General features: G+C 61.0%; 22 protein-coding genes and 2 tRNA genes. 21 read left to right on the top strand and 3 right to left on the bottom strand.

The features are described 5' to 3' along the window. The first annotated feature begins 55 nt into the window (after positions 1-55). Genes HKD27_RS06605 through HKD27_RS06575 form a run of 7 tightly spaced genes read left to right on the top strand, consistent with a single transcriptional unit; the run spans position 56 to position 5,973 of the window. On the top strand, positions 56-538 hold the full coding sequence (locus HKD27_RS06605; RefSeq protein WP_011251698.1) for an SUF system Fe-S cluster assembly regulator: 483 nt from the start codon (positions 56-58) through the stop codon (positions 536-538). A gap of 12 nt (positions 539-550) precedes the next feature. Then, positions 551-2,032 carry a Fe-S cluster assembly protein SufB gene (sufB, locus tag HKD27_RS06600; protein WP_194688962.1) on the top strand — a complete coding sequence of 494 codons (1,482 nt, stop codon included), beginning with the start codon at positions 551-553 and terminating at the stop codon, positions 2,030-2,032. A gap of 1 nt (position 2,033) precedes the next feature. Further along, positions 2,034-2,804, top strand: a complete 771-nt coding sequence (gene sufC, locus HKD27_RS06595; RefSeq protein WP_194688961.1) for a Fe-S cluster assembly ATPase SufC — start codon at positions 2,034-2,036, stop codon at positions 2,802-2,804. A 14-nt stretch (positions 2,805-2,818) separates the two neighbouring features. Further along, complete coding sequence (gene sufD / locus HKD27_RS06590; RefSeq protein WP_194688960.1) at positions 2,819-3,997, top strand: Fe-S cluster assembly protein SufD; 1,179 nt, start codon at positions 2,819-2,821, stop codon at positions 3,995-3,997. Then, the gene (locus tag HKD27_RS06585) at positions 3,994-5,235 is read left to right on the top strand and encodes a cysteine desulfurase (protein WP_304602008.1); all 1,242 of its coding nucleotides are present in this window, start codon (positions 3,994-3,996) and stop codon (positions 5,233-5,235) included. Before sufD ends, HKD27_RS06585 begins: the two co-directional genes overlap by 4 nt. Then, positions 5,232-5,600 carry an SUF system Fe-S cluster assembly protein gene (locus HKD27_RS06580; protein ID WP_194688959.1) on the top strand — a complete coding sequence of 123 codons (369 nt, stop codon included), beginning with the start codon at positions 5,232-5,234 and terminating at the stop codon, positions 5,598-5,600. The genes HKD27_RS06585 and HKD27_RS06580 overlap by 4 nt, the downstream gene beginning before the upstream one ends. A 16-nt stretch (positions 5,601-5,616) precedes the next feature. Further along, positions 5,617-5,973: an iron-sulfur cluster assembly accessory protein gene (locus tag HKD27_RS06575; protein WP_194264563.1), complete on the top strand. Its 357-nt coding sequence runs from the start codon at positions 5,617-5,619 to the stop codon at positions 5,971-5,973. Here the strand turns inward: HKD27_RS06575 and HKD27_RS06570 are convergent. The 3 genes from HKD27_RS06570 to HKD27_RS06560 all read right to left on the bottom strand — a co-directional run bounded on the left by HKD27_RS06570 (position 5,918) and on the right by HKD27_RS06560 (position 10,190). After that, positions 5,918-7,243 (bottom strand): class I SAM-dependent RNA methyltransferase, encoded by a 1,326-nt coding sequence (locus tag HKD27_RS06570; RefSeq protein ID WP_194688958.1) that lies wholly within the window; start codon positions 7,241-7,243, stop codon positions 5,918-5,920. The two genes, HKD27_RS06575 and HKD27_RS06570, sit on opposite strands and share 56 nt — an antisense overlap. Beyond that, on the bottom strand, positions 7,236-9,581 hold the full coding sequence (locus tag HKD27_RS06565) for a DEAD/DEAH box helicase (protein ID WP_228518358.1): 2,346 nt from the start codon (positions 9,579-9,581) through the stop codon (positions 7,236-7,238). The genes HKD27_RS06570 and HKD27_RS06565 overlap by 8 nt, the downstream gene beginning before the upstream one ends. Positions 9,582-9,737: 156 nt before the next feature. Continuing rightward, entirely contained in the window at positions 9,738-10,190 is a 453-nt protein-coding gene (locus HKD27_RS06560; RefSeq protein ID WP_011251690.1) for a hypothetical protein, read from the bottom strand. Positions 10,191-10,370: 180 nt separating this feature from the next. On the opposite strand from HKD27_RS06560, the gene HKD27_RS06555 reads away from it, so the two are divergent. From HKD27_RS06555 to HKD27_RS06490, 14 genes are all read left to right on the top strand, one after another. Further along, positions 10,371-11,867 (top strand): NAD(P)H-hydrate dehydratase, encoded by a 1,497-nt coding sequence (locus tag HKD27_RS06555; RefSeq protein ID WP_194688956.1) that lies wholly within the window; start codon positions 10,371-10,373, stop codon positions 11,865-11,867. Between the two features lie 68 nt (positions 11,868-11,935). Then, positions 11,936-12,020, top strand: a tRNA-Leu gene (locus HKD27_RS06550). Positions 12,021-12,080: 60 nt separating this feature from the next. Then, positions 12,081-13,412 carry a trigger factor gene (tig, locus tag HKD27_RS06545; protein ID WP_194264567.1) on the top strand — a complete coding sequence of 444 codons (1,332 nt, stop codon included), beginning with the start codon at positions 12,081-12,083 and terminating at the stop codon, positions 13,410-13,412. A 134-nt stretch (positions 13,413-13,546) separates the two neighbouring features. Continuing rightward, positions 13,547-14,194 (top strand): ATP-dependent Clp protease proteolytic subunit, encoded by a 648-nt coding sequence (locus HKD27_RS06540; RefSeq protein WP_011251687.1) that lies wholly within the window; start codon positions 13,547-13,549, stop codon positions 14,192-14,194. Between the two features lie 196 nt (positions 14,195-14,390). Continuing rightward, positions 14,391-15,656, top strand: coding sequence for an ATP-dependent Clp protease ATP-binding subunit ClpX (clpX, locus tag HKD27_RS06535; protein WP_041110494.1), 1,266 nt, complete (start codon positions 14,391-14,393; stop codon positions 15,654-15,656). A 152-nt stretch (positions 15,657-15,808) separates the two neighbouring features. Continuing rightward, complete coding sequence (lon, locus tag HKD27_RS06530; protein ID WP_194688955.1) at positions 15,809-18,373, top strand: endopeptidase La; 2,565 nt, start codon at positions 15,809-15,811, stop codon at positions 18,371-18,373. Positions 18,374-18,513: 140 nt separating this feature from the next. Then, a complete protein-coding gene (locus HKD27_RS06525) occupies positions 18,514-18,798 on the top strand; it encodes an HU family DNA-binding protein (protein WP_011251684.1) in 285 nt (94 codons plus the stop codon). 75 nt (positions 18,799-18,873) lie between these two features. After that, positions 18,874-18,948: transfer RNA gene (locus HKD27_RS06520), tRNA-Val, on the top strand. Positions 18,949-18,967: 19 nt separating this feature from the next. Next, a complete protein-coding gene (locus tag HKD27_RS06515) occupies positions 18,968-19,699 on the top strand; it encodes a biotin--[acetyl-CoA-carboxylase] ligase (protein ID WP_194688954.1) in 732 nt (243 codons plus the stop codon). A gap of 16 nt (positions 19,700-19,715) precedes the next feature. Further along, on the top strand, positions 19,716-20,528 hold the full coding sequence (locus HKD27_RS06510; protein WP_194688953.1) for a type III pantothenate kinase: 813 nt from the start codon (positions 19,716-19,718) through the stop codon (positions 20,526-20,528). Between the two features lie 40 nt (positions 20,529-20,568). Next, positions 20,569-22,227 carry a ribonuclease J gene (locus HKD27_RS06505; protein WP_194688952.1) on the top strand — a complete coding sequence of 553 codons (1,659 nt, stop codon included), beginning with the start codon at positions 20,569-20,571 and terminating at the stop codon, positions 22,225-22,227. Between the two features lie 11 nt (positions 22,228-22,238). Beyond that, entirely contained in the window at positions 22,239-23,555 is a 1,317-nt protein-coding gene (gene proS / locus HKD27_RS06500) for a proline--tRNA ligase (RefSeq protein WP_062449673.1), read from the top strand. Next, complete coding sequence (locus HKD27_RS06495) at positions 23,555-24,805, top strand: lipoprotein-releasing ABC transporter permease subunit (RefSeq protein ID WP_194688951.1); 1,251 nt, start codon at positions 23,555-23,557, stop codon at positions 24,803-24,805. The genes proS and HKD27_RS06495 overlap by 1 nt, the downstream gene beginning before the upstream one ends. Continuing rightward, positions 24,798-25,493, top strand: a complete 696-nt coding sequence (locus tag HKD27_RS06490; protein WP_194688950.1) for an ABC transporter ATP-binding protein — start codon at positions 24,798-24,800, stop codon at positions 25,491-25,493. The genes HKD27_RS06495 and HKD27_RS06490 overlap by 8 nt, the downstream gene beginning before the upstream one ends. The last annotated feature ends 28 nt before the right edge of the window (positions 25,494-25,521 follow it).

Genomic DNA, 25,521 nt, shown 5'->3' with positions numbered 1-25,521 from the left:
AACAAATCAGGACTTAGCAAGTCTTGAATTAGAACAAGATGTGAGTGTGCAAGCGATGCTGAGGCTGTCGAAACTGGCCGATTACGCCACTGTCCTTCTGGTCCATCTCGGTCGTCACGAAGGACTGGCAACAGCAGCAGCCCTTGCGGTGGAAACCGGCGTCCCTGAACCGACCGTCGCCAAGCTTCTCAAAGGCCTGGCCTCCAGTGGCCTGGTCCTGTCCCATCGTGGCGCCCGTGGCGGATACCGTCTTTCCAGCGAACTTGAAACCGTGACGGTCGCAACCGTTATTGCTGCTGTGGATGGCCCGATCGCCATCACGGCTTGCTGTGACGGACGTGAGTGCGAGCACAGTTCGCTGTGCGGCCTGTCCGGACAGTGGGATGTCGTGAATGACGCCATCCTCAAAACGCTCAACAGCATCACACTGGCAGATATGGGCCGTCACGCGGAGCGCCTGCCAAGGCGCAGCCCCGCGTCTGCACCTGTCGCCCCCGCCGGAGCGGAGACTTCTTCCGTGACCGACGCGGTCAGTTAAGGACAACACACCATGCCAGCCGTGACGGAAACCCGCGAGACAGTCGAAAAGCTCGCGAAATCCAGCTACGAATGGGGTTTCGAGACCGATATCGAGATGGATATCGCGCCCAAGGGCCTCAACGAGGAGACGGTTCGCCTGATCTCCGAGCGCAAGGGTGAGCCGCAGTGGATGCTGGACTGGCGCCTGAAGGCCTTTCGCGCGTGGCTGGAAATGGAAGAGCCGACCTGGGCCCATATCCACCATCCGCCGATCGACTATCAGGATGCGCATTACTTCGCGCAGCCGAAGAAGAAGCCCGGCCCCAAGAGCCTCGACGAAGTTGATCCCGAGTTGCTCAAGACCTACGCCAAGCTGGGTATTCCCCTGCATGAGCAGGCTTTGCTCGCCGGTGTCGAAGGTGCAGAAGAGCGTCTGCCCGTTGCCGTGGATGCCGTTTTTGACAGCGTCTCCGTCGCGACGACCTTCCGCAAGACGCTTGCCGAAGCCGGGGTGATCTTCTGCCCGATCTCCGACGCCATTCGTGAGCATCCCGAACTGGTCCAGAAATATCTGGGCACGGTGGTGCCGGTGGCGGACAACTTCTTTGCAGCCCTGAACTCTGCCGTCTTCACCGATGGCTCGTTCGTTTACATCCCCGAGGGCGTTCGCTGCCCGATGGAGCTGTCCACCTATTTCCGCATCAATGCGCGCAATACGGGGCAGTTCGAGCGTACGCTCATCATCGCGGAAGACCGGGCAACCGTCTCCTATCTGGAAGGCTGCACGGCGCCACAGCGTGACGAAAACCAGCTTCATGCGGCCGTGGTCGAGCTTGTCGCGATGGAAGACGCCTCGATCAAGTATTCTACCGTTCAGAACTGGTATCCGGGCGATGATGAAGGTCGTGGGGGTATCTACAATTTCGTCACCAAGCGTGGCATCTGCCGTGGCGCGCGGTCCAAGATTTCCTGGACGCAGGTCGAGACCGGGTCTGCCATTACGTGGAAATATCCGTCCTGCGTGCTGGCCGGTGAGGGATCGGTTGGCGAGTTCTATTCAGTTGCGGTGACCAATAATCACCAGCAGGCCGATACGGGCACGAAGATGATCCATCTGGCGCCGAACACGCGCTCGACGATCATCGCCAAGACTATTTCCGCCGGACACTCCGACAGTACTTATCGTGGTCTGGTGCGTATGCAGCCGAAGGCGCGGAGCGCACGCAACTTCACGCAGTGCGACAGTCTTCTGATCGGCGACCAGTGCGGTGCGCACACAGTGCCTTACATCGAAAGCCGCAACATGACGGCGCGCGTGGAGCATGAAGCGACCACGTCCAAAATCTCCGAAGACCAGCTCTTCTACTGCCGTTCGCGCGGCCTGTCGGAAGAAGATGCAGTCGGTCTGATCGTCAATGGTTTCTGCCGCGAGGTGCTCAAGGAGCTCCCGATGGAATTCGCGGTCGAGGCGCAGAAGCTTCTGCAGATCAGCCTCGAAGGAAGTGTGGGTTAATATGAGCGATTTTCTGAAAATTCAGGGTCTTCAGGCCCGCATCGACGCCGACGGCACGCCCAAGGACATCCTCAAGGGGCTCGATCTCGAGGTGCCCAAGGGCGAAGTGCACGCCATCATGGGGCCAAACGGTTCGGGTAAATCCACGCTGTCCTACGTGCTCGCCGGTCGCGAGGACTATGAAGTCACGGGTGGTTCCGCCACGTTCAAGGGGCAGGACCTGCTGGCGCTTGAACCCGAAGAGCGTGCCGCGCTTGGCCTGTTCCTGGCGTTTCAGTCGCCGGTCGAACTGCCGGGTGTGAACAACGCGAACTTCCTGCGGACGGCCGTGAATGCTGTTCGCCGGGCGCGTGGTGAAGCTGAACTGGATGCCGTGGCCTTCCTCAAGGCTGTCCGTGCCGAGACCAAGCACCTGTCCATGTCCGACGACATGCTCAAGCGTGCGGTCAATGTCGGTTTCTCGGGTGGCGAGAAGAAGCGCAATGAAGTGCTCCAGATGCGTCTGCTTCAGCCGTCTTTCGCCATTCTTGACGAGACGGACAGCGGTCTGGACATCGATGCCCTGCGTATCGTAGCTGAAGGCGTGAACTCCCTGCGCAGCCCGGATTTCTCGGCTCTGGTCATCACTCATCACCAGCGCCTGCTCGATTACATCGTGCCGGACCGCGTGCATGTCATGGCGCATGGCCGCATCATCCATAGTGGCGGCCCCGATATCGCCAAGACGCTTGAAAAGCAGGGTTACACGCAGTTCCTCGAGGCGGCAGCGTGAGCGGAGCCCCAACCGTGACGCAGAACGCTGCTCCGGCTCTGGAGGCGTTTGTTGCGCGTGCCGCCGGGCAGGGTGCGGCGCTGGCCGAAACGGGGCTGCCGACGCGCCGCGTCGAAGCCTGGCGTTATACGCCGCTGCGTTCGATCGCGGATACGGCGTGGCAGAAGGCTATGCCCCTGCCGACCGAAACCGCCACTGCGCTGCTGGACCGTCTGGTTCTGCCTGAAACGGGCGCCCGCGTGGTCTATGGCAATGGCCAGCTTCTGGACGCGTTGTCGGCTCTTCCGGAAGCCGTTCGGCAGGCTTCGGAAAATGTCTCGCCCCTCAAGGGACTGTTTTCCGCGACGCTGAATACGGCGCTTGGCGAAAGAGGCCTCGACGTTCGTGTTCCCGCTGGAACGGATGCCGGTCTGCTGACGCTCGTCAGCCTGTCCGACGGGCAGGATGTTTCGACGCATCTTCAGCACCGTATCGTACTGGAAGACGACGCGTCCCTGACGCTGTATGATGTCAGCGCAGGTGAAGGGCGTTATATCGCCAATCCGCGTTTCGATATCGTCGTAGGCAAGGGGGCGACCCTGCGTCACGTCAAGGTGCAGCGCGAGAGCCTGACCGGTACGCATCTCGCTATCGTCTCGGCGGATGTGGCGGAGAAGGGCGAATATGACAGCTTTACCCTGAACCAGGGCAGCAGCCTTGCGCGTCACGAAGCTGTCGTGACATTGGGCGCACCTCACGCCATGGCGCATGTGAATGGTGTGCAGATCGTCGATGGTCAGCGTCTGAACGACCTGACGTCCATGATCCATCATGCCGCTCCCGATGGGAGCTCGCGCCAGACCGTCAAGACGGTTCTGTCCGACGCCGGGCAGGGTGTTTTCCAGGGTAAGATCCTTGTTGATCGCGTGGCCCAGAAAACCGACGGCTATCAGATGAACCAGGCGCTGCTGCTGTCTGAAAAGGCACAGATCAACAGCAAGCCCGAGCTGGAAATCTACGCCGACGACGTCAAGTGTAGCCATGGCGCGACCGTCGGTGCGCTTGATGACGAACAGCTTTTCTATCTGCGTTCCCGTGGTATTGCGGAAGCGGATGCGCGGGACATGCTCGTGCATGCTTTTCTGATTGATGCGCTGGATCTGGTCTCTGATGAAGGTCTCCGTGATCTGCTGTTGCGGAGCATGATGTCATGACCGTCGCGGACAACCGCACCGGGATGAATATGCCGGAGATTCGCGCCCATTTCCCGATCCTGAACGAAACTGTTCATGGTCGGCCTCTGGTTTTTCTCGACAGCGCGGCCTCGTCCCAGAAGCCCGATGTCGTGATCGAGGCCATGCGGGATGCGGCGTATCACCAGTATGCCAATATCCATCGCGGCCTGCACTGGATGAGTGAGCGCACGACGGAAGCCTATGAGCGTGCCCGTTATGACGTGGCCCGTCTTCTGAATGCGCCCGATCATCGGGAAATTGTCTTCACCCGTAACAGCACCGAGGCTATCAACCTCGTGGCGCACAGTTTCGGCAGTATGCTGAAGCCGGGGCAGGCAGTCCTGATTTCCGAGCTTGAGCATCACGCCAATATCGTGCCCTGGCTCATGCTGCGGGATCGTGCGGGTATCGAGCTGCGTGTCGCCCCCATCAATGACGCCGGCGATATTGATCTGGACGCTTACGAAGCGCTTCTGTCGGATGGCAAGGTGGCGCTTGTTGCCGTCACGCACATGTCCAATGTGCTGGGAACGATCACGCCGGCCAGGAAACTGACGGAAATCGCCCACGCTTATGGCGCGCGCATCCTGCTGGATGGTTCGCAGTCTGTTGTGCATCGCAAGATCGACGTGCAGGCCCTCGGAGCGGATTTCTTCACCTTCACCGGTCACAAGCTCTATGGCCCTACGGGGATCGGGGCGCTCTGGGGGAAGATGGAGCTTCTGGACATCATGCCGCCTTTCATGGGCGGTGGTGACATGATCCAGAACGTGTCCTTCGAGCGTGCTACCTGGGCGCATGTTCCGCACAAGTTCGAGGCCGGTACGCCCGCCATTCTGGAGACGATCGGTCTGGGGGCGGCTGTCCGTTTTGTGGAAGAGATCGGCTATGACGCCATCTCGCGCCATGAAGCCGAACTGACGTCCTATGCGCTGGAAAAGATGCGCGGGATCAATAGTCTGCGCATTCTGGGCGAGCCGGAAGAGCGCGGGGGTGTAATCTCCTTCGTCATGGACGGTGCGCACCCACATGATCTGGCAACGCTGCTCGATCAGCTCGGAATTGCCATCCGCGCCGGGCAGCATTGTGCCGAACCTCTGGTGCGTCGCCTCGGCGTGCATGCCACCGCGCGCGCCAGTTTTGGCATCTATACCACGACTGAAGAGATCGATGCGCTGATCGAAGGCCTTGAACGGGCCCGGATGATGCTCACATGAGTGAAGCCATGACCGATATCACCCCCAGTGAAGACACAGCCACCGCTCCTGCGACGGGAACAGCGCCCGATCAGGAAGCGGTGATTGCGGCGATCGCGACGGTGTATGACCCGGAGATCCCGGTCAACATCTATGAACTCGGCCTGATCTATGCGATCGATCTGCATGATGACGGCCGCGTGCATATCGAGATGACGCTGACGGCGCCCAACTGCCCCAGTGCGCAGGAACTGCCGGAAATGGTGCGCGACGCGGTTTCCCATGTTCCGGGCGTCAGTCAGGCGACGGTCGAAATCGTCTGGGATCCGCCATGGGATATGAGCCGCATGAGTGACGATGCCCGTCTTGCCCTTAACATGTTCTGATCCGGAAAGAACCATCATGTCCGACGTTGCAACGCGCCGCCCGCTGCCCGCTCTCATGACCCTGTCCGATCTGGCGGCCAGGCGCCTGAAAGCTCTTTACGCAGGCTCCCATCAGGGGCAACTCCTGCGCATCAGCGTGGGAACGCGCGGATGCTCGGGACTGTCTTACGAAATGAATTTCGTGACGGCCCCGGAGCCGACCGATGAGCGCGTCGAGGATCAGGGCGTGACCCTACTGGTGGATCGCAAGGCGACTTTGTTCCTGACCGGTACTGTCATGGATTACGAGGTCAAGGACCTCGAATCCGGTTTTACGTTCAGGAATCCGAACGAGAAAGGTCGTTGCGGCTGCGGCGAGAGTTTTCACGTCTGATCCGCTTCACGTCCCGTGACAGCACCACTACGGCCTCGACTTCCGTGGACCACAGGAACTGGTCCACGATCGTCAGGCCGATGACCGAAAAGCCTGCGTTCCACAGAGCCTTGCCGTCTTTTTCAAGCGCGGCCGGATTGCAGCTCACATAAACGATGTCCGGCACGGCTGACTTGGCCAGAGGCATCGTTTGTGCGCCCGCACCCGCGTAAGGCGGATCGAGAACCACGGCCCGCGTTGATTTCAGATCATGCGGCAGAAGCGGCTGGCGCCCCAGATCCCGATGAAATCCATCAACGCGGCGTCCACCGGAGGCAGCCTTCAGGCAGTTTGCGGCGGCCAGATTGCCTTCATAGGCCATGACCCGGCCTTTTTCCGACATCGGGAAGGTCAGGGTGCCACATCCGGCAAACAGTTCGACCGTTACGTCCTTCTTGTTGAGCGACGGCAACCCGTCCACCACAGCCGTGACAATGGCCTTCTCGGCATCAGCGGTCGCCTGAAGAAAGGCAGAAGGAGGCGGGGAGACGATTACGTCACCGAAATCTTCCCGGACCGGGCCGGACTGGGCCACCGTCTCGATGCCCAGATCTTTCGGGTCCTGCCAGGAAATCCGCGACAGATCATGCTCGCGGGCAAAGGCTGCCAGCTTGAGGCGGTCGGCACTCGTCAGCGGGGCAGATGTCTGAAGTGTCAGGTCAGGTCCGCTGTCGAGCAGGTTGACCATCAGGCTACCACGGCCTGTCAGGGCTCCCAGACTGCCCAGCACTTCGCGCAAAGGAGCCAGAAGTCCGAAAATGGCCGGGTGCAGAACGTGACACTCCGTCATGTCCACGGGGTCGCCATTGCGGCGATGCAGCCCGATGACGACGCCACCTGGGACACGCTGGACAGCAAAATCCATCCGGCGCCGTGTTCTGGGCGTCGTCTGGAACATCCGGGCAGGCGGCAGATCCGTGAAACCCGCTACTGTGAGGGCCTGTGTGACGCGCTGTGCCTTCCAGTCCAGCAGGGCTGGCAGGGAGAGGTGCTGCAACGCACAGCCGCCGCATTCGCCAAACAGGTCGCACGGGGGTGTTACGCGGTCGGGTGATGCGTGAACGATGTCAATGAGTTCGGGATGAGCGGGGGCAAGGCGGACCCGGACGTCTTCCCCGGGCAGAGTGCCCGGGATGAAAACGGTCTGGCCATCAAGATGCGCAACGCCGTCGCCTGCCGCACCCAGTCCTTCAATCCGGAGCTGTGCAACTCCGGCCAAGGTATCATTCATTACCGTAATGGCGCCCATCATGCTGAACAGGAGCAGCAGGATCGGTGCTACCGGAAACCGTGACTTTCCTGCGGCGCGGGACCAGCATGAAAGCGGGCGTATCACCACCAAAGCCCGTCTTTGGCCCATCGTTCTCAAAAGCGGGGGCCAGTTCAACCGAACGGTGGCTGACAGGGGCCTCGATCACGGCGACAGAAGCGACGGCCGTGGGAGCAACCTGCTGAACGGTCTCGCTCTCGTCGCGATCGCCACGATTGCGCTTGCGACCGCCACGACGGCGCTTGCGGGGACGCTGCTCTCCTTCTTCCGCCACGTCCTGCGGTGCAGGAGTCGCGGTTTCGGCCGGACGGCGTTCACCCTCTTCGGGTGCCCAGTCAACGGTCGTGATGCCTTCAAGAACGGGACGGGCAATCACCTTGCCTGTCAGTGTCTCGATGGCTTCCAGCAGTCTGCGATCGCGCGGGGTTGCCAGGCTGAAGGCATGGCCTTCGTTGCCCGCACGGCCGGTCCGTCCGATGCGATGCACATAATCTTCCGCGTTGAACGGCAGATCATAGTTGAAGACATGCGACAGGCCGCCGATATCGATGCCGCGTGCGGCGACATCCGAGCATACCAGGAACTTCAGGTCACCGGAGCGGAAACGCTCCAGCGTCGAGAAGCGCAGGGACTGGGCCAGATCTCCGTGAAGATGGCCGGCTTCGATGCCATGCTTGGTCAGGTACTGCTGGATCATGTCCACATCGCGCTTGCGATTGCAGAACACGATGGCGCTCTGGACGTTCTCACGACGCAGCAGTTTCTTGAGCGTGCGACGCTTCTCGTCCTCCGGCACGATGACCAGGGCTTCTTCGATCGTCGTGGCCACGGAGGACTGGCGCGACACCGTGATTTCCACCGGGTGCCGGAGGAAAGCATCGGCCAGACGGCGGATTTCCGGCGCCATCGTGGCGGAGAAGAACAGGGTCTGGCGATGGGCAGGCAGAAGGCCCACGATCTTTTCGATATCCGGAATGAAGCCCATGTCCAGCATGCGGTCGGCTTCGTCGATCACGAGTGTGCTGGTCTGCGTCAGAAGCAGGCCGCCACGTCCGAACAGGTCGAGCAGGCGGCCCGGAGTCGCGATCAGCACATCCACGCCACGGTTCAACACGTCGCGCTGTTCGGCCATGCTCTCGCCACCAATCAGCAGCGCATGGGTCAGACGCAGATACTTGCCATAGAGCTTGAAGTTTTCGGCAACCTGCAATGCCAGTTCACGCGTGGGCTCCAGGATCAGCGAGCGCGGCATCCGGGCGCGGGCGCGGGAGCCAGCCAGCTTCTGGAGCATCGGCAGCGTGAAAGAGGCCGTCTTGCCGGTTCCGGTCTGGGCGACACCCAGAACGTCATGGCCCTTCAGGACTTCGGGAATGGCCTGGGCCTGAATGGGAGTGGGGTGTTCATAACCCAGCTCCTCGATGGCCCGCATGATCGGCTCGCCCAGTCCCAGATCGGCAAAGCGCGGTCTGTCGGAAACGTCTTCGGCAACCACGACGGTCTCAACGACGACGGGGGCCTCAACGGTTTCTTCAACGACAGCCGGTGTTGCAGCGGCCGCTTTGGTGCGGCGGCGACGCGCAGGCTTTTCGCTCTTCGTGGACTCGGCCTGAACGGCAGGGGTTTCTTCGGCGGCGGGTTCCGGAGCTTCCACGACACGGGCGGAGGCCTTGCGACGGGACGGACGGGCCTTCTTTTCGACGGGTGCTTCTACCGGGGCCTCTGCGGCTGCGACATCCACCTTGCGGGGACGGCCACGACGGCGAGGCGCGGCAGGGGCTTCCACGGTTTCTTCGGTCACGACTTCGGCGGCGGGCTGTTCCACAACCGGCGTCTTGCGCGGACGGCCACGGCGTTTGGGGGCGGCTTCGACCTCTTCCGTCACAGTCTCGGCTGCTTTTGTGGAGCGGCGACGACGCGGGGCAAGTGCGGCTGCAGCCGCCTCGGCAGGCTCGGTCACGGCTTCCGGTTCTGTAACTGCTTTCTTCCGGCGTCCTGTCGTTTTCGGAGCAGGGGCTTCGCTTTCAGTCGCGGACTCGGCAGCAGGCGTGGCCGCCTTGCGGGTCCGGCGTGCTGGTGTCTTCACTTCCGCCGTCTTTTCCGTCGCGGGAGCCGTAGTCTTTGTGCGGCGCGTACGCGGTGCCTTGGCAGCGGGAGTTTCCGTTACCGGAGACGTTTCGCCTTCATCGGCGACAGTCGGGGAAGTTGCGGCTGCGGCAGCACGCGAAGCAGAGGGGCGTCCGCGTCTGGGCGTTGCAGTCGTACGGGGCTTGGAAGGACCGGAGGTCGTTTTCGCGCTCAAATGACTCTCGAGACTCTCTTTGACGGCGCACACCCGAATGGATGAGGGCCGGAGTTGAGGGCGGGGCAATTGCCCGCAGCTATAACTGGTGCGTTATCGATAAATGGCAGGAATGGCAAGCGATACAGCCATAAAACCGCCGTATCGCATACGATTTCAGATGCCGCGTGCCATTGCGGCGACAAGAATGGTCAGCACGCCCAGACCTGCCATCATTGCGGTACGACTGCGCAGCGTATCGAACAGCGCGGGCTGGGGACGCATGGCGCGTCGGGCCCGGCGGAAGGGACCCTGGACGGTCAGGATGAAAATGACCGCCATGGCGAGACCTAGAAGCTGCATCGCATTGACCGGCCAGGGCACGGCTGCAAATCCGCCTTCATGGAAAATCAAGCCCCAGCCGCTCAGCAGCGAGAACGGGACGACCTGATAGAGGCCGCGGAAAAAGCGCGTGTAACCCTGAAGCAGGACGGAGTTACGTGGTCCCGGATCCAGCAGTCCGACCGTGGAGCGGACAACGAGCGTCGAGTAGATCGAGCCGCCGACCCAGTAGGTCATGCACAGCAGATGGATTGCGAGCACGAGGCTCCAGATGATCGACCCTGTCATTGATCCTCGTCATGGTTGAAAATGGAAAAAAGGGGGAAGAACATTCCCGAAGCATTTCCCTGAATACCCGACGCAAGCCCTTCAGCGCCAGAGGGAAGCGGAATTGAGGGACCCCGAAAGAGGCAACGCAACAGCCGGTCATGCTTTGCTGTCACGAGTCCAGCAGGAGAACGCCCCGAGATGTCCAGCCCTGAAATATCCAGCCCTGTGTCCCGTCATCCTTTCGCATTGCTGCTGCCCGAGGAGAGCGACCGCATGGATCATGCGGCTGCTGCCATCCTTCCATCCACACGTCTGATGGAAAATGCCGGATGGGCCGTGGCGCGCGTCATTCGTAACCGTTTTTCGCCGCGCCGTGTCACGGTTGCCTGTGGGCCGGGAAACAACGGCGGGGACGGCTATGTCGTAGCCTGCAATCTTGCGCGATGGGGGTGGTCTGTCCGCGTTGCCGCGCTTGCTGCTCCCAAACCCGGGACACCTGCTGCCGAAATGGCGGCCTGCTGGATCGGCCCCATGGTGCCGTTCACGGCTGAGGAACTGGCGAAGGCCGATCTGGTCGTGGATGCGGTTTTCGGTTCGGGGCTGAAGCGCCCTGTTGCGGATGATGTTGCGGCTGTTCTTGCGGCCGCCCGGGAAGTCGTTGCCATCGATATGCCGAGCGGCGTGGCCGGAGCGTCGGGTGAAATCCTTGGCAAGGCCCGCGACTGTACGTTTACGGTCACCTTTGTCCGTCCGCGTCCCGGGCATGTTCTGCAACCCGGTTCTGATCTGTGTGGTGAGGTGATCTGCGCCGATATCGGCATGCCTGACGCGGCATGGGAGGGCATCACACCCGTTGTGCAGCATAATGAGCCTGGCCTGTGGAGCCTGCCGGTCTCGGGGGACGGGGACTATAAATACCGCCGTGGCGTCGTCAGTCTGTGTGGTGGAGCTGAAATGCCTGGTGCGACCCGCCTCTCGGCTCGCGGTGCGCGCCGTAGCGGGGCCGGTCTTGTGCGGATCTCGGCAGGCGAGGGAGCTCCTGCCTACCGACTCGGCGATCCCGGTCTGATCGTGGACGATGCGCCGCTTTCCGAATTGCTGGAGGATGCGCGACGCAAGGTCTGGATCTGCGGTCCCGGCCTGACTGAAGACGAAGTTGCTGCGACCCTTCCGCAGCTTCTCAAGGCTGACCGGATCGTGCTGGCGGATGCCGGTGCACTGGCATGGGGCGCGCAGGATCTGTCGCGGTTGAAAGGGGTCGCGGCCGTCACGCCCCATATCGGAGAGTTCCGCAAACTCTTCGGACCGGTCGAAGGCAGTCGTCTGGATGCCGCGCTGGCGGCTGCAAGGCGCATCAACGCTGTTGTCGTCATGAAGGGACCTGACACGATCATCGCTGCTCCGGATGGTCGTCTTGCCATCAATACGCATGCGTCGTCCGCCCTGGCGACGGCGGGTTCAGGGGATACCCTCACGGGTGTGATCGCAGCCCTGCTTGCGGCGGGGATGGACGTCTGGGAAGGCTGCTGCGCGGGTGTCTGGCTGCATGGCGAAGCCGGAATTGAGGCCGGGAAAGCTCATGGTGGCTGGCCTGTGGCTGAGGATCTGGATCTGCCTCTGGGGCCGGCGCGGGCGACCGCCACGCGTCTGGCGCGGGAGGCGGGAGACAAAAAGGCGACCGGCTCCCTGTTGTGAAGTCGCGTTTCATGCGCTAAAGGCCGCGCTTCCGAGGTTCGGTAACACGAGCCTGGAGGCCGAGCGCTGCGGGCGTGGTGAAATTGGTAGACACGCCAGATTTAGGTTCTGGTGGCGCAAGTCGTGGGGGTTCAAGTCCCTCCGCCCGCACCAAGCCCGGCTTCCCGAGAAAGAGATTTGACCAACCTACCGACCGAGAGGATCGCCTGGCTCATGCAGGTTACGCCCACGCTCAACGAAGGACTTAAGCGCGCCTTCACCGTCGTTGTCCCGTCTGCTGACCTGCAGGCCCGCCGCGATGCGCGACTCGCTGAAGTCGCCAAGACGATCAAGCTTCCGGGCTTCCGTCCGGGCAAGGTGCCGGCTTCCCTCGTCAAGCAGCGCTATGGCGAGTCCGTGAATGCCGAACTGCTTGAGGAAGCCGTCAACGACGCGACCGCCAAGCTGTTCGAAGAGCAGAAGATCCGTCCGGCCATGCAGCCAAAGGTCGAGGTGGTTTCCGCCATCGAAGACGGCAAGGATCTCGAATTCAAGGTTGAGACCGAAGTTCTCCCGGAAATCGAAGTTCCCGACCTGTCCGGCCTGAAGCTGACGCGTCTTGGCGCCAAGGTCAGCGAAGAGACCGTCGACAAGGCCCTGAACGACGTCGCCCGTCGCAGCCGCAAGTTCGAGACGATCGAGGAAGACCGTCCGGCCGCCAAGGGTGATGTCCTGTGCGTTGATTTCGTGGGCAAGCTGGACGGCACGCCGTTCGACGGTGGTACGGCTGACGACGTGAATGTCGAAATCGGCGGCGAAGGCTTCATCCCCGGCTTTGCCGAGCAGATGGAAGGCATGAAGGCTGGCGAAGAGCGCGTCATCAACGTGACGTTCCCGGCCGACTACCAGGCTGAAGAGCTGGCCGGCAAGGCCGTGACCTTCGACATCAAGGCGAAGTCTCTGAAGAAGGCTGTTGATCCGGCCATCGATGACGAGCTTGCCAAGACGATCGGTTTCGAGAACCTCGAGCAGATCCGCAAGATCATCACCGAGCAGGCTGAGGGTGAATACCAGCAGCTTTCGCGTCTGCGCATCAAGCGCGACCTTCTGGACGCCCTGTCCGAGAAGACGGGCTTCGAAGCTCCGTCCAGCATGGTTGACGCCGAGTTCAACCAGATCTGGGCCCGCGTCGAGGAAGACCGCAAGGCCGGTCGTCTGGACGAGGAAGATGCCGGCAAGGACGAAGAGACCCTCAAGGCTGACTACCGTCGCATTGCAGAGCGTCGCGTGAAGCTCGGTCTGCTGCTGGCTGAAATCGGCCGCAAGCAGGAAATCCAGGTGTCCCGCGAGGAGCTTCTTGGTGCGATGCAGCAGGAAGCCCAGCGTTATCCGGGTCAGGAACAGATGGTTTTCGAGTTCTTCTCCAAGAATCCGCAGGCTGTTGAAGGGCTCCGTGGCCCGATCCTGGAAAACAAGGTCGTCGATTACCTGATCGAGCTGGCCGACGTCACCGACAAGGAAGTGACGCCGGAAGAACTGGCCGAGATCCCGCCGGCCGAACTCTGATCTTTCGGCGCGGGAACCAGCGGGCACTCTTCGGGGTGCCCGTTTTTTTCTGCCTGCTCCCTTTGACGGAACGACATGTCGGGTCCATGTTAGGGAGCAGAAGAAAGCCCATCGGGCATTGAGGAACAGACAGCATGACCATTCGGGATCGTGATCCCCTCGAGGTGTTCAGCAACTCTCTGGTGCCGATGGTGGTCGAGCAGACTGCCCGCGGAGAGCGCTCTTTCGACATCTTTTCGCGCCTCCTTCAGGAGCGCATCATCTTCCTGACCGGACCCGTCTACGATCAGGTTTCGTCCCTGATCTGCGCGCAGCTCCTCTATCTGGAGAGCGTGAATCCCACCAAGGAAATCTCATTCTACATCAACAGCCCGGGCGGTGTCGTTTCCGCTGGTCTCGCGATCTATGACACCATGCAGTATATCCGCTGCCCCGTGAGCACGGTCTGCATCGGTCAGGCCGCATCCATGGGTTCCCTGCTTCTGGCAGGTGGCGAGAAGGGGCATCGCTACGCTCTTCCGAATGCCCGCGTGATGGTTCACCAGCCTTCCGGCGGTGCGCAGGGTCAGGCTTCAGACATCGAAATCCAGGCTCGCGAAATCCTCATCATCCGTCAGCGGCTGAACGAGATCTATCGCGAACATACCGGCCAGACGCTGGAGCAGATCGAGCAGAAACTCGAGCGTGACAGCTATCTCTCCGCCAATGAGGCCCGCGAATTCGGCCTGATCGACAAGGTCGTCGAACGCAATCCGCATGAGACCACACCCGACCCGAGTTGAGGCATTTCCGGACCTGAGGAGCCTGATGCTCCTTACCGGAACAGAAAAGCGGCATTCCGATATGCCGCTTTTCGTGTCTTGGGGCTTTTGGGCTCCGGGGTTGCCGAAGGCTCTGACCTCGGCCTAAAGTTAAAGTTCTTTCGCATGTCTGCTGCGTGAATGTGGTCAGGTCGTGCGCAAGGGAAAGGGAACAGCAATGAGCAACAAATCCGGCGATTCCAAGAACACCCTGTATTGCTCGTTCTGTGGGAAATCCCAGCACGAAGTCCGCAAACTGATTGCTGGTCCCACGGTCTTCATCTGCGATGAATGCGTCGAGCTCTGCATGGATATCATCCGTGAAGAGCACAAGACCCATCTCGTGAAGTCCCGCGACGGTGTTCCGACCCCCAAGGAAATCTGCAAGGTCCTTGACGATTACGTGATCGGTCAGTTCGAGGCCAAGCGTGCGCTCTCCGTGGCGGTTCATAACCACTACAAGCGCCTCGCTCATGCCGCGAAGAGCAGCGATATCGAGATTGCGAAGTCCAACATCCTGCTGATCGGTCCGACGGGTTCGGGCAAGACCCTGCTTGCCCAGACGCTGGCCCGTATCCTGGACGTTCCCTTCACGATGGCCGATGCCACGACCCTGACCGAAGCCGGCTATGTCGGCGAGGACGTGGAGAACATCATTCTCAAGCTGCTCCAGTCCGCCGACTACAATGTCGACCGGGCCCAGCGCGGCATCGTCTATATCGACGAGATCGACAAGATTTCCCGCAAGTCCGACAACCCGTCCATCACGCGTGATGTCTCGGGCGAGGGCGTGCAGCAGGCCCTGCTGAAGCTCATGGAAGGCACCGTGGCTTCCGTGCCGCCGCAGGGTGGCCGCAAGCATCCGCAGCAGGAGTTCCTGCAGGTCGACACGACCAACATGCTCTTCATCTGCGGTGGCGCCTTTGCTGGTCTGGACAAGATTATTTCGGCGCGTGGCAAGGGATCGGGCATCGGCTTTGGTGCGGATGTGCGTTCTGATGACGAGCGTCGTCTCGGCGCGATCCTGCAGAGCGTGGAGCCGGAAGATCTGCTGAAGTTCGGTCTCATCCCCGAATTCATCGGCCGTCTGCCGGTCATCGCGGCACTGAACGATCTGGATGAATCCGCACTGATCCAGATCCTTAGCAAGCCCAAGAACGCGCTGATCAAGCAGTATGGCCGCCTTTTTGAGATGGAAGGCGTCAAGCTGACCTTCACAGAAGATGCCCTGGCAGCGATCGCCAAACGCGCCATCGAGCGCAAGACCGGTGCGCGTGGCCTGCGTTCGATCCTGGAAAGCATCCTGCTTGGTACGATGTTCGACCTTCCCGGACTTGAAGGCGTGGAAGAAGTCGTCATCAACCGGGAAGTGGCGGAAAACAAGGCCCAGCCAGTCTATGTCTACGGGAAGGGCAAGTCCGAACCCGCCGAGCAGTCTGCGTAAAAATGGTTCCGGCTCTTGTGCTGGCCCCATCGGCTTTCGACATAACTGACTGAGGTTGTCCGAATTCATGCCGCTCAAGCATGAAAGAAATGCGATCCCGGCGCTGCATGGCAGGCCGGTATCGCAAGATCGTCCCTCTGGAGATCAAGTGAATGACTGACGATACCAAGCCGAAAACCCGCCGCCGCACAAAGAAGACAGACGATGTGGCCGTTCCCGAAAAAGCTGCTGCGGCTCCGAAAAAGGTAGCGCGCAAGCCACGTGCTGCAGCGCGCAAGTCGGAGCCCGAAGCTGGGGCCCCTGTGGTGCAGCAGCCCGTACGTCATGACGTGATGGCTGTTCTGCCGCTTCGGAACATTGTCGTGTTCCCGCACATGATCGTGCCGCTGTTTGTCGGGCGCGAGAAGTCGGTGAAGGCGCTGGAGACCGTAACGCGCGAGAGCAAGCAGATCCTGCTCGTGGCTCAGAAGGATGTGTCGCTGGACGATCCGTCCGTCGATGACATCTATCGCTATGGTACGGTTTCGACGATCCTTCAGCTTCTGAAACTGCCTGACGGGACCGTGAAGGTTCTGGTCGAAGGGACGCGGCGTGTGCACATCACGCGTCTGTTTGATGTAGACGGGCATTTCGAGGCTGAAATCGAGGAAATCCCCGAGGAGCCTGTTGATGCCGCTCCGGGAAGTGAGATCGAGGCGCTGAGCCGTTCGACGGTTTCGCAGTTCGAGCAGTATATCAAGCTCAACAAGAAGATCCCGCCGGAAGTCATGGTCTCGATCAACCAGATCGAGGGCATTTCCAAGCTGGCCGATACGATTGCGAGCCATCTGAACCTCAAGATTTCCGAAAAGCAGGAAATTCTGGAGACGGCCTCGGCTGCGCGTCGCTTGGAACAGGTTTTCGCTCATATCGAGACGGAAATCGGTGTTCTTCAGGTCGAAAAGCGTATCCGCAACCGCGTCAAGCGGCAGATGGAGAAGACCCAGCGTGAGTACTATCTGAACGAGCAGCTCAAGGCGATTCAGAAGGAACTTGGTGAAGGCGAAGACGGCAAGGACGAGAACTCCGAGCTTGAAGAGAAGATCAACAAGACCCGTCTGAGCCGTGAGGCCAAGGAAAAGGCCCATGCCGAGCTGAAGAAGCTGCGTGGCATGAGCCCGATGTCGGCCGAGAGCACGGTTGTGCGCAACTATCTCGACTGGCTGCTGGGGATCCCCTGGAAGAAGCGCTCCAAGATCACGCGGGAGTTCCAGCACGCCGAGGACGTTCTCGAAGCCGAGCATTACGGTCTGGAGAAGGTCAAGGAGCGGATCCTCGAGTATCTGGCGGTGCAGACGCGCTCGCAGAAGCTCAAGGGACCGATCCTGTGTCTTGTCGGGCCACCGGGTGTGGGCAAGACCTCTCTGGCGCGTTCGATCGCCAAGGCGACGGGGCGGAACTACATCCGCATGTCGCTGGGTGGCGTGCGCGATGAATCCGAGATTCGCGGCCATCGCCGGACCTATATCGGCTCCATGCCGGGCAAGATCATCCAGGGCATGAAGAAGGCGCGAACATCCAACCCGCTCTTCCTGCTCGACGAGATCGACAAGCTGGGTGCCGACTGGCGCGGCGATCCGTCTTCCGCGCTGCTCGAAGTGCTGGATCCGGAGCAGAACTCCACGTTTGCCGATCATTATCTGGAAGTGGATTATGATCTTTCGGATGTGATGTTCGTCACGACGGCCAACAGCCTCAACATGCCCCAGCCGCTGCTGGACCGCATGGAGATCATCAACCTGTCCGGCTATACGGAAGACGAGAAGGTGCAGATCGCGCGCCGTCATCTTCTGGGCAAGCAGGCCGAGGCACATAACCTGAAGCCGGATGAATGGACGGTCACGGATGATACGATCCGCGAACTGATCCGCTCCTATACCCGCGAGGCCGGCGTCCGGAACCTTGAGCGCGAACTGGCCAAGCTTGCGCGCAAGACGGTCAAGGAAATCATCACGACCGGCGTCAAGCATGTCGAGATCACGCCTGAAAACCTCGAGAAGTATGCGGGTGTCCGTCGCTACCGTCATGGCGAGACCGAGACGGAGGACATGGTCGGTGTGGTGACAGGGCTTGCCTGGACTTCGGTCGGCGGCGAGATCCTGACGATCGAGAGCGTGATGGTTCCGGGCAAGGGGCAGGTCAAGCAGACCGGTAAGCTCGGTGAAGTCATGCAGGAGAGCATCTCGGCCGCGCTGTCCTATGTCCGCTCGCGGGCGCAGGACTTCGGGATCCGGCCGCCGCTGTTCGAGAAGCGGGATATCCATATCCATCTTCCCGAAGGTGCGACGCCCAAGGATGGTCCGTCAGCCGGTATCGCGCTTGCGACGTCTCTTGTGAGCATCATGACCCAGATTCCCATCCGCAAGGATGTGGCGATGACGGGTGAGATCACGCTGCGTGGCCGCGTTCTGGAGATCGGGGGGCTCAAGGAGAAGCTGCTGGCGGCTCTGCGGGCGGGCATCAAGACGGTCCTGATCCCCAAGGATAACGAGAAGGATCTCGCGGAGGTGCCGGATAATGTCCGTCACGCGCTCAAGATCATTCCCGTGAGCCATGTGGATGAGGTGCTCAAGATCGCTCTGACTCGTATGCCGGAAGCCATCGAATGGGACGAAAATGTCGACCCGATGGGCGAAATAACGGTGGATAAGACGGCTCCGCAGGCACTTCCACACTGACACTGACACGCTTCTGCGATTCTAGCAGTTGACGCGGGCAAAATCCGCTTCATAGTGCGGCCGCAGATCGAACAAGGCGCCTGAGCCAGAAGGGACTCACCAGAGCCCGGCTCAGCGCTCTAACACCAGAAAGGCACATCATGGAGAAGCCCCTCAACAAGCAGGAACTGATCGCCGCCGTTGCAGACGCTGCCGATCTTCCGAAGGCCAAGGCCAGCGAAGTTGTCGATGCGGTGTTCAGCACGATCGAGGCGACGCTTGCCAAGAAGCAGGAAGTCCGTCTCGTCGGTTTCGGCAGCTTCGTGACTGCCACGCGCAAGGCCGCCAAGGGCCGTAACCCGCGCACGGGCGAAGAGATCGACATTCCGGCATCCACCTCTGTCCGCTTCAAGCCGGGCAAGGGTCTGAAGGACGCCGTGAGCTGAGAAAGCTCACAAAACGGTTTCGGGTGGCTTTACCGCCATCCGGAACCGTGTATATAGACCGCACACACAGTCTGAGGGCGATTAGCTCAGCGGTAGAGCGTCTCGTTTACACCGAGAGGGTCGGCGGTTCAATCCCGTCATCGCCCACCATAAAGAACATCATGCAGCCATGAGCTGGCGTTTCGAATATCATGAAACGCTCGGGTCCACTTCCGATCTGTGCAAAGCCAGAGCCGAAGCCGGTGAACCCGAACATCTTGCCGTTCAGGCTTTTTCCCAGACATCAGGGCGCGGCACGCGCGGACGGACCTGGACCGACCCGGGTGGAAATCTTGCCATTTCGCTGCTGTTTCGTCCTGCTGATCCCGCGGCTTTCATCGCGGCTCTTCCGTTTGTTGTCGCTGTGGCCCTTTTCGAGGCGGCAACGCATTTCTGCCCGGCTGTGACGGGGCCGTCCCGCTTCATGCTCAAATGGCCCAACGATCTTCTGATGGATGGCCGAAAGATGGCGGGCGTGTTGATCGAGACGGGCGGTCCACAGGGCAATCCCTGGGTCGTCGTGGGAATCGGGGCCAATCTGCGGCAGGCCCCCGAGATTCCGGGTCGTCGTCTGGCGGCGCTCTCCGAAGCGACTGATCCGCCGTCTGCTGAAGCTTTCGGAAAGGTGCTGGTGGCACAGATCGAACACTGGACCGCCCTCCGGGAGCGGGAAGGGTTCGCACCGGTTCGGGCCGCGTGGCTGGCGCGGGCGCACCCGGTTGGCACCCCGCTTGCGGTTCAGCGTTGTGAAACCTATATTACAGGTTCGTTTTCAGGGCTCGATGCGCAGGGACGCCTGCTGCTTGCCTTGCCCCACGGTGAAACCATTCCGGTTGTAACCGGCGATATCCTGCTGGACTGAAGGACCGGACCGCAACGTGCTTCTCGTCATTGATGCTGGAAACACCAACATCGTGTTTGCTGTACACGATGGAGAGTCGTGGCTGGGGCAATGGCGTATTTCGACGAATGAAGCACGAACGGCGGATGAATATGCGGCCTGGCTTCTGACACTCTTTGATCGGATGGGGGTGAACGCCAAGGCCATTACGCGGGCCATTATCGGGACGGTTGTGCCCGTAGCGCTTTACGAACTGCGCCGTTTCTGCCGTGAATGGCTGGATGTCGTGCCCCTGGTCGCCAATGCAAGGCTGGACTGGGGTATCGACGTTCTTGTCGACAATCCGAATGAACTTGGCGCGGACCGTCGCCTGAACGGTCTGGCAGGTCGCGAGCTTTTTGGCGCACCGCTGATCGTGGTCGATTTCGGGACCGCGACGACCTTTGATGTCGTCAACAGTGCGGGGCAGTTCTGTGGTGGCGCGATTGCTCCGGGTGTGAACCTGTCGATCGATGCGCTGCACCGTGCAGCCGCCCGCCTGCCGCGCATGAGCATCGGCCGTCCTACGGCGGCGATTGGCCGCAATACGAGCGTGGCGATGCGTTCGGGCCTGTTCTGGGGCTATGTCGGTCTCGTTGAGGGGCTGATCCACCGAATTTCCGATGAAATGGACGCAAAGCCGACTGTGATCGCAACAGGCGGTCTGGCTCCGCTGTTCTCTGAGGGAACGCCGCTTTTTGATGTGCTGGCGCCCGATCTGACGCTGGATGGCCTGCGCCTTCTGGCGGACCGCAATACGGGTCCGCCGCTTTCCTATTCCCCCGAACGCTCTCAGGGCATCGGGCAATGAATATCACTCTGATTATGCATCATATCTGCAAGGAACAATCATGACAGAAAAACAGGACGGTCTGTCCTTCCTGCCCTTGGGCGGGACGGGCGAGATCGGCATGAATTTCAACCTCTACTGCCTGACGAAGAACGGTCACGACACCTGGCTTGCCATTGACTGCGGCATCGGGTTCTCGGGCAACGATACGCCTGAAGCCGAAGTGCTCATGCCGGATCCGACCTTCATCGCCGATCGTGCGCGGGACCTGTGCGGTCTCGTGATCACGCATGCGCATGAAGACCATCTGGGGGCGGTGGCGCATCTGTGGCCGTATCTGCGCTGCCCGGTCTACGCCACGCCGTTTGCCGCCGCCGTGCTGCGCCGCAAGCTGCAGGAAGCCCATCTGAACAATCAGGTGAAGATCCACGTCATCCGCCCGGGTTCGCGTTTTGATGTGGGGCCGTTCGATCTGCAGTTCGTATCCGTGACGCATTCCGTCGCCGAGGCGCAGGCCGTGGCTCTGCGGACGCCGCATGGTCTGATCGTGCATACGGGCGACTGGAAGCTTGACGAGAACCCGCTGGTCGGTCCGGTGACGGATCTGGAGACGTTCGGCAAACTGGGCGACGAGGGCGTGCTCGCCATGGTCGGCGACAGCACGAACGTGCTCAAGCCGGGCAAGTCGGAGTCTGAAGCCGATGTGCGCAAGGGGCTGACGGAGCTGATCGCGGGGCTGGAAGGCCGGATTGCCGTGACGTGTTTTGCCAGTAACGTGGCGCGCGTCGAGAGCATAGCGAAGGCGGCCCAGGCCTCCGGTCGTGTGGTCATGATTGTCGGCCGCTCGCTGCGCAATCTTGAGACTGCGGCGCGTGAGTGCGGTTATTTCAAGGATCTGCCGCCCTTCCTGACCGAGCAGGATGTCCGGGATGTGGATGACGACAATCTGCTGATGATCATCACCGGCAGTCAGGGCGAGCCGCGTTCGGCTCTGTCCCGGATCGCTTCGGACACGCATCCGAACATTGCCCTCGGTGAGGGAGACACGGTGATCTACAGCTCGCGGATGATCCCGGGCAACGAGCAGGCCGTCATGGCCGTGCAGGACAACCTGTCGCGTCGTGGCGTGACGGTTCTGACGGACAAGGATGCGAAGGTCCACACCTCCGGTCATGCGACCAGCGAGGATATTCGCACGCTGTATCGGATCGTCCGTCCGAAATACAGCATCCCGACCCATGGCGAATGGCGTCATCTGACGGCGCATGCCGCTCTGGCGCACGAGATGGGTGCCGAGCCGATCCTGCTGGAAGATGGCGATATCCTGAACCTGTCTCCGGGTGAGGTGAAAGTCGTGGATACGGCGCCGACGGGCCGTCTGGCTCTGGATGGTGGTCGTCTGCTGCCGATGACGGGTGGCGTTCTCGCAGCCCGTCGCAAGATGCTGTTCAACGGTATCGTCCTGGCGAGCTTTGCCGTTGATGATGAAGGCTATGTCATCGGCGATCCGAAGATCAGCGCGCCGGGTCTGCTGGAATCTGATGATCCGGAAAGCGTGCGGATTCAGGAAGAATTCGCCGATGCCATCGACCAGATTCCCGACGAACTGCGTCAGGACGACGCGGCGTTCCGGGATGCGGCCAAGACGGCCCTGCGACGTGCTCTGGGACGCAAGCTCCAGAAGCGTCCGCTTGTTGATGTCCATTTGCTGCGCGTCTGAGAGAAATACACATGCGTTTGACGAAAGCCTTCCAGCCGACGCTGAAGGAAGTCCCGGCCGAGGCGCAGATTGCGTCTCACCGTCTGATGCTGCGGGCTGGCCTTGTGCGCCAGACCGCTTCGGGCATCTATGCCTGGCTGCCGGCCGGGCTGCGGGTTCTGCGCAATATCGAGCAGATCATCCGTGAAGAGCAGGACGCCATCGGGGCGCAGGAAGTCCTGATGCCGACGCTGCAGTCTGCCGAACTGTGGCGCCGGTCGGGCCGCTATGACGCCTATGGTCCGGAGATGCTCCGGATCCAGGACCGTCATGGCCGTGACCTGCTGTACGGGCCGACGAACGAGGAAATGATCACGGACATCTTCGGATCGTCCGTGAAGTCCTACAAGGAGCTGCCCAAGGCGCTCTATCACATCCAGTGGAAGTTCCGTGACGAGGTTCGTCCCCGTTTCGGCGTGATGCGCGGACGTGAGTTCCTGATGAAGGATGCTTACTCCTTCGACGCGTCCTATGAAGGAGCTGTTGCCAGCTATCGCCGGATGATGCTGTCCTATCTGCGCATCTTCCAGCGTCTGGGCGTGCGGGCTGTGCCGATGGTGGCCGATACCGGCCCGATCGGCGGCGATCTGAGCCACGAGTTCCTGGTGCTGGCGCCCACGGGTGAGAGCGCCGTGTTCTTTGATGCAGCGCTTGAGGAGCAGGACTGGCTGAGCCGTCCGGTGGACTGTGACGATGCCGAGAGTCTGGCCACGTTCTTTGCGACCGTGACTGACCATTATGCGGCGACGGATGAGAAGCACGACGAGGCCGAATGGGCCAAGGTTCCGGCCGAGCGCAAGCGGGAAGGGCGTGGTATCGAGGTCGGCCACATCTTCTATTTCGGGACGAAATACACCGCGTCCATGGGGATCGAAGTAAGTGGTCCGGACGGTGCGCCGTTCCATCCGCACATGGGGTCTTATGGTGTGGGTGTGTCGCGTCTGGTCGGTGCGATCATCGAAGCGTCGCATGACGATGCTGGCATCATCTGGCCGGCGTCCGTGGCCCCTTATCGCGCTGCAATCCTGAACCTGCGTCAGGGTGACGAAGCATGCGATGCGATCTGTGACCGCATCTACGGCACCGACCCTGAGAACATGCTGTATGATGACCGCTCCGAGCGGGCCGGCGTGAAGTTCAACGATGCGGATCTGATGGGACATCCCTGGCAGATCATCGTCGGACCGCGCGGTGCCAAGGAAGGCAAGGTCGAGCTCAAGCAGCGCGCCACGGGCGAGCGGTTCGAGCTGTCGGTCGAGGACGCTCTGGCGAAAATCGGAGCAGCCTGATGTTCGGCCGCTTTGAGCGCATGGTGGCGGGACGGTATCTCCGCGCCCGCCGTGGCGAACGTTTCGCCTCGATCATTGCCATCTTTTCCCTGATCGGGATTGCGCTTGGAGTGGCGACGCTCATCATCGTCATGTCGGTGATGAACGGATTCAAGGCCGATTTGATGGGGCGCATCCTCGGGCTGCACGGTGATCTGACCGTATATGGCTACGGGCGACCCATCGAGGCTTATGAAAACGATGTTGCGGCGATCCGGCAGGTTCCGGGTGTAAAATCCGTCATCCCCATGGCGCAGGGCACTGTGCTGGTGGAGGCGGGACGCTTCTCTTCGGGAGCGGAAATGCAGGGTGTGTCCCAGCAGTCACTCCGGGACTGGACAGCGCTGAGCAGCGGGATCATTGCGGGAAGTCTGAACGACTTTACCGGCGATAATGCGGTTGCGATCGGCACCACGATGGCGGACCGGGCCGGGCTGACAATCGGATCTCCGATCACGCTGCTGTCTCCGGATGGGCAGGCGACGCCGTTCGGGACGATGCCGCGGGTGAAGACCTATCATGTTGCGGTCATTTTTGACGCCAACTGGAATGATTACAATTCCAGCATTGTCCTGATGCCGCTGCCTGCAGCGCAGAAGTTCCTGATGCTGGGGTCTTCAGCGGTTTCGCTCATTCAGGTCTCGACGGCTGATCCGTCGAATGTGCAGCCGACACGCAAGGCGATTGCCGCGCGTCTGGAAGATCCGCGCCTGCGCGTGCTGGACTGGACGCAGAGCGCGAATGGCTTTCTGGATGCTGTGACGGTCGAGCAGAACGTGATGTTCCTGATCCTGACCCTGATTATCCTTGTGGCGGCATTCAACGTCATTTCCTCGCTCATCATGATGGTGAAGGACAAGACGCGGGACATCGCCGTGCTGCGGACGCTTGGTGCAAGCCGGGGCGCAATCATGCGGATTTTCCTCATGTGCGGTGCGTCTGTCGGAATTGTCGGGACTGTGGCGGGTTCGGCGCTCGGAATTGCGTTTGCGCTGAACATTGAGCGGATCCGCCAGTGGCTTCAGTCACTTACGGGGACGAACCTGTTCAATCCGGAAGTCTATTTTCTGGAGCGTCTGCCGGCGAAGCTGGTGTGGTCGCAGGTCTGGGAAGTGATCGGGATGTCACTGATCCTGTCACTGCTGGCGACGCTGTATCCGTCCTGGCGGGCGGCAAGAACCGATCCGATCGAGGCGCTGCGTCATGAGTGAAGTGTCAACAGGTGCGAGTGCCCTACGTCTTGAAGGTCTGACACGCCGTTTCCGGTCGGGCGAAGAAACGCTTGAAATCCTGAGCGGAGCGGAATTTGACCTCCGGGCCGGTGAAATCGTGGCGCTGGTGGCGCCGAGCGGAACCGGGAAATCCACGCTTCTGCATCTTGCAGGTCTGCTGGAAGCGCCGTCGGCGGGTACGGTCTTCGTGGCGGATCGTCCGGCCAGTGGGCTGAGCGATACGGTCCGAACGGTGATCCGGCGCGATCAGATCGGGTTTGTGTACCAGTTCCACCATCTGCTCGGTGAGTTCACGGCGTGCGAGAATGTCATGTTGCCGCAGTTGATCGCAGGTGTATCACCGCGCAAGGCGCGGGAGCGGGCAAGGGATCTGCTGGACCGTTTTGGACTGTCGCATCGTCTTGATTCGCTGCCGGGACGGCTGTCGGGTGGCGAGCAGCAGCGGACAGCAATTGCGCGTGCTCTGGCCAACCAGCCGAAGCTGCTTCTGGCAGACGAACCAACCGGCAATCTGGATATCGGCACGGCCGATCATGTGTTTGGCGAACTTCTGCGTGTAGTGCGAGAAGAGGGCGCGGCAGCGCTGATCGCCACGCATAACGACGAACTGGCCTCCCGTATGGACCGGACCGTGACGCTGCGGGATGGAAAGCTCGTGCCGTTCTGAAGCAGGATGTGGAGCAGAGGATATCAAA

The organism is Gluconobacter sp. R75690 (genome assembly GCF_015244525.1).
In the GTDB taxonomy this organism is placed as follows: domain Bacteria; phylum Pseudomonadota; class Alphaproteobacteria; order Acetobacterales; family Acetobacteraceae; genus Gluconobacter; species Gluconobacter potus.
This window is presented reverse-complemented; position numbering and strand designations above follow the sequence as displayed.

Bases quoted from the DNA above. Each gene is read 5' to 3' on its own strand.
- HKD27_RS06605 (WP_011251698.1), top strand. From the start codon at position 56: ATGCTGAGGCTGTCGAAACTGGCCGATTACGCCACTGTCCTTCTGGTC.
- sufB (WP_194688962.1), top strand. From the start codon at position 551: ATGCCAGCCGTGACGGAAACCCGCGAGACAGTCGAAAAGCTCGCGAAA.
- sufC (WP_194688961.1), top strand. From the start codon at position 2,034: ATGAGCGATTTTCTGAAAATTCAGGGTCTTCAGGCCCGCATCGACGCC.
- HKD27_RS06585 (WP_304602008.1), top strand. From the start codon at position 3,994: ATGACCGTCGCGGACAACCGCACCGGGATGAATATGCCGGAGATTCGC.
- HKD27_RS06580 (WP_194688959.1), top strand. From the start codon at position 5,232: ATGAGTGAAGCCATGACCGATATCACCCCCAGTGAAGACACAGCCACC.
- HKD27_RS06575 (WP_194264563.1), top strand. From the start codon at position 5,617: ATGTCCGACGTTGCAACGCGCCGCCCGCTGCCCGCTCTCATGACCCTG.
- HKD27_RS06570 (WP_194688958.1), bottom strand. From the start codon at position 7,243: ATGAATGATACCTTGGCCGGAGTTGCACAGCTCCGGATTGAAGGACTG.
- HKD27_RS06560 (WP_011251690.1), bottom strand. From the start codon at position 10,190: ATGACAGGGTCGATCATCTGGAGCCTCGTGCTCGCAATCCATCTGCTG.
- HKD27_RS06555 (WP_194688956.1), top strand. From the start codon at position 10,371: ATGTCCAGCCCTGAAATATCCAGCCCTGTGTCCCGTCATCCTTTCGCA.
- tig (WP_194264567.1), top strand. From the start codon at position 12,081: ATGCAGGTTACGCCCACGCTCAACGAAGGACTTAAGCGCGCCTTCACC.
- HKD27_RS06540 (WP_011251687.1), top strand. From the start codon at position 13,547: ATGACCATTCGGGATCGTGATCCCCTCGAGGTGTTCAGCAACTCTCTG.
- clpX (WP_041110494.1), top strand. From the start codon at position 14,391: ATGAGCAACAAATCCGGCGATTCCAAGAACACCCTGTATTGCTCGTTC.
- lon (WP_194688955.1), top strand. From the start codon at position 15,809: ATGACTGACGATACCAAGCCGAAAACCCGCCGCCGCACAAAGAAGACA.
- HKD27_RS06525 (WP_011251684.1), top strand. From the start codon at position 18,514: ATGGAGAAGCCCCTCAACAAGCAGGAACTGATCGCCGCCGTTGCAGAC.
- HKD27_RS06515 (WP_194688954.1), top strand. From the start codon at position 18,968: ATGAGCTGGCGTTTCGAATATCATGAAACGCTCGGGTCCACTTCCGAT.
- HKD27_RS06505 (WP_194688952.1), top strand. From the start codon at position 20,569: ATGACAGAAAAACAGGACGGTCTGTCCTTCCTGCCCTTGGGCGGGACG.
- proS (WP_062449673.1), top strand. From the start codon at position 22,239: ATGCGTTTGACGAAAGCCTTCCAGCCGACGCTGAAGGAAGTCCCGGCC.
- HKD27_RS06495 (WP_194688951.1), top strand. From the start codon at position 23,555: ATGTTCGGCCGCTTTGAGCGCATGGTGGCGGGACGGTATCTCCGCGCC.
- HKD27_RS06490 (WP_194688950.1), top strand. From the start codon at position 24,798: ATGAGTGAAGTGTCAACAGGTGCGAGTGCCCTACGTCTTGAAGGTCTG.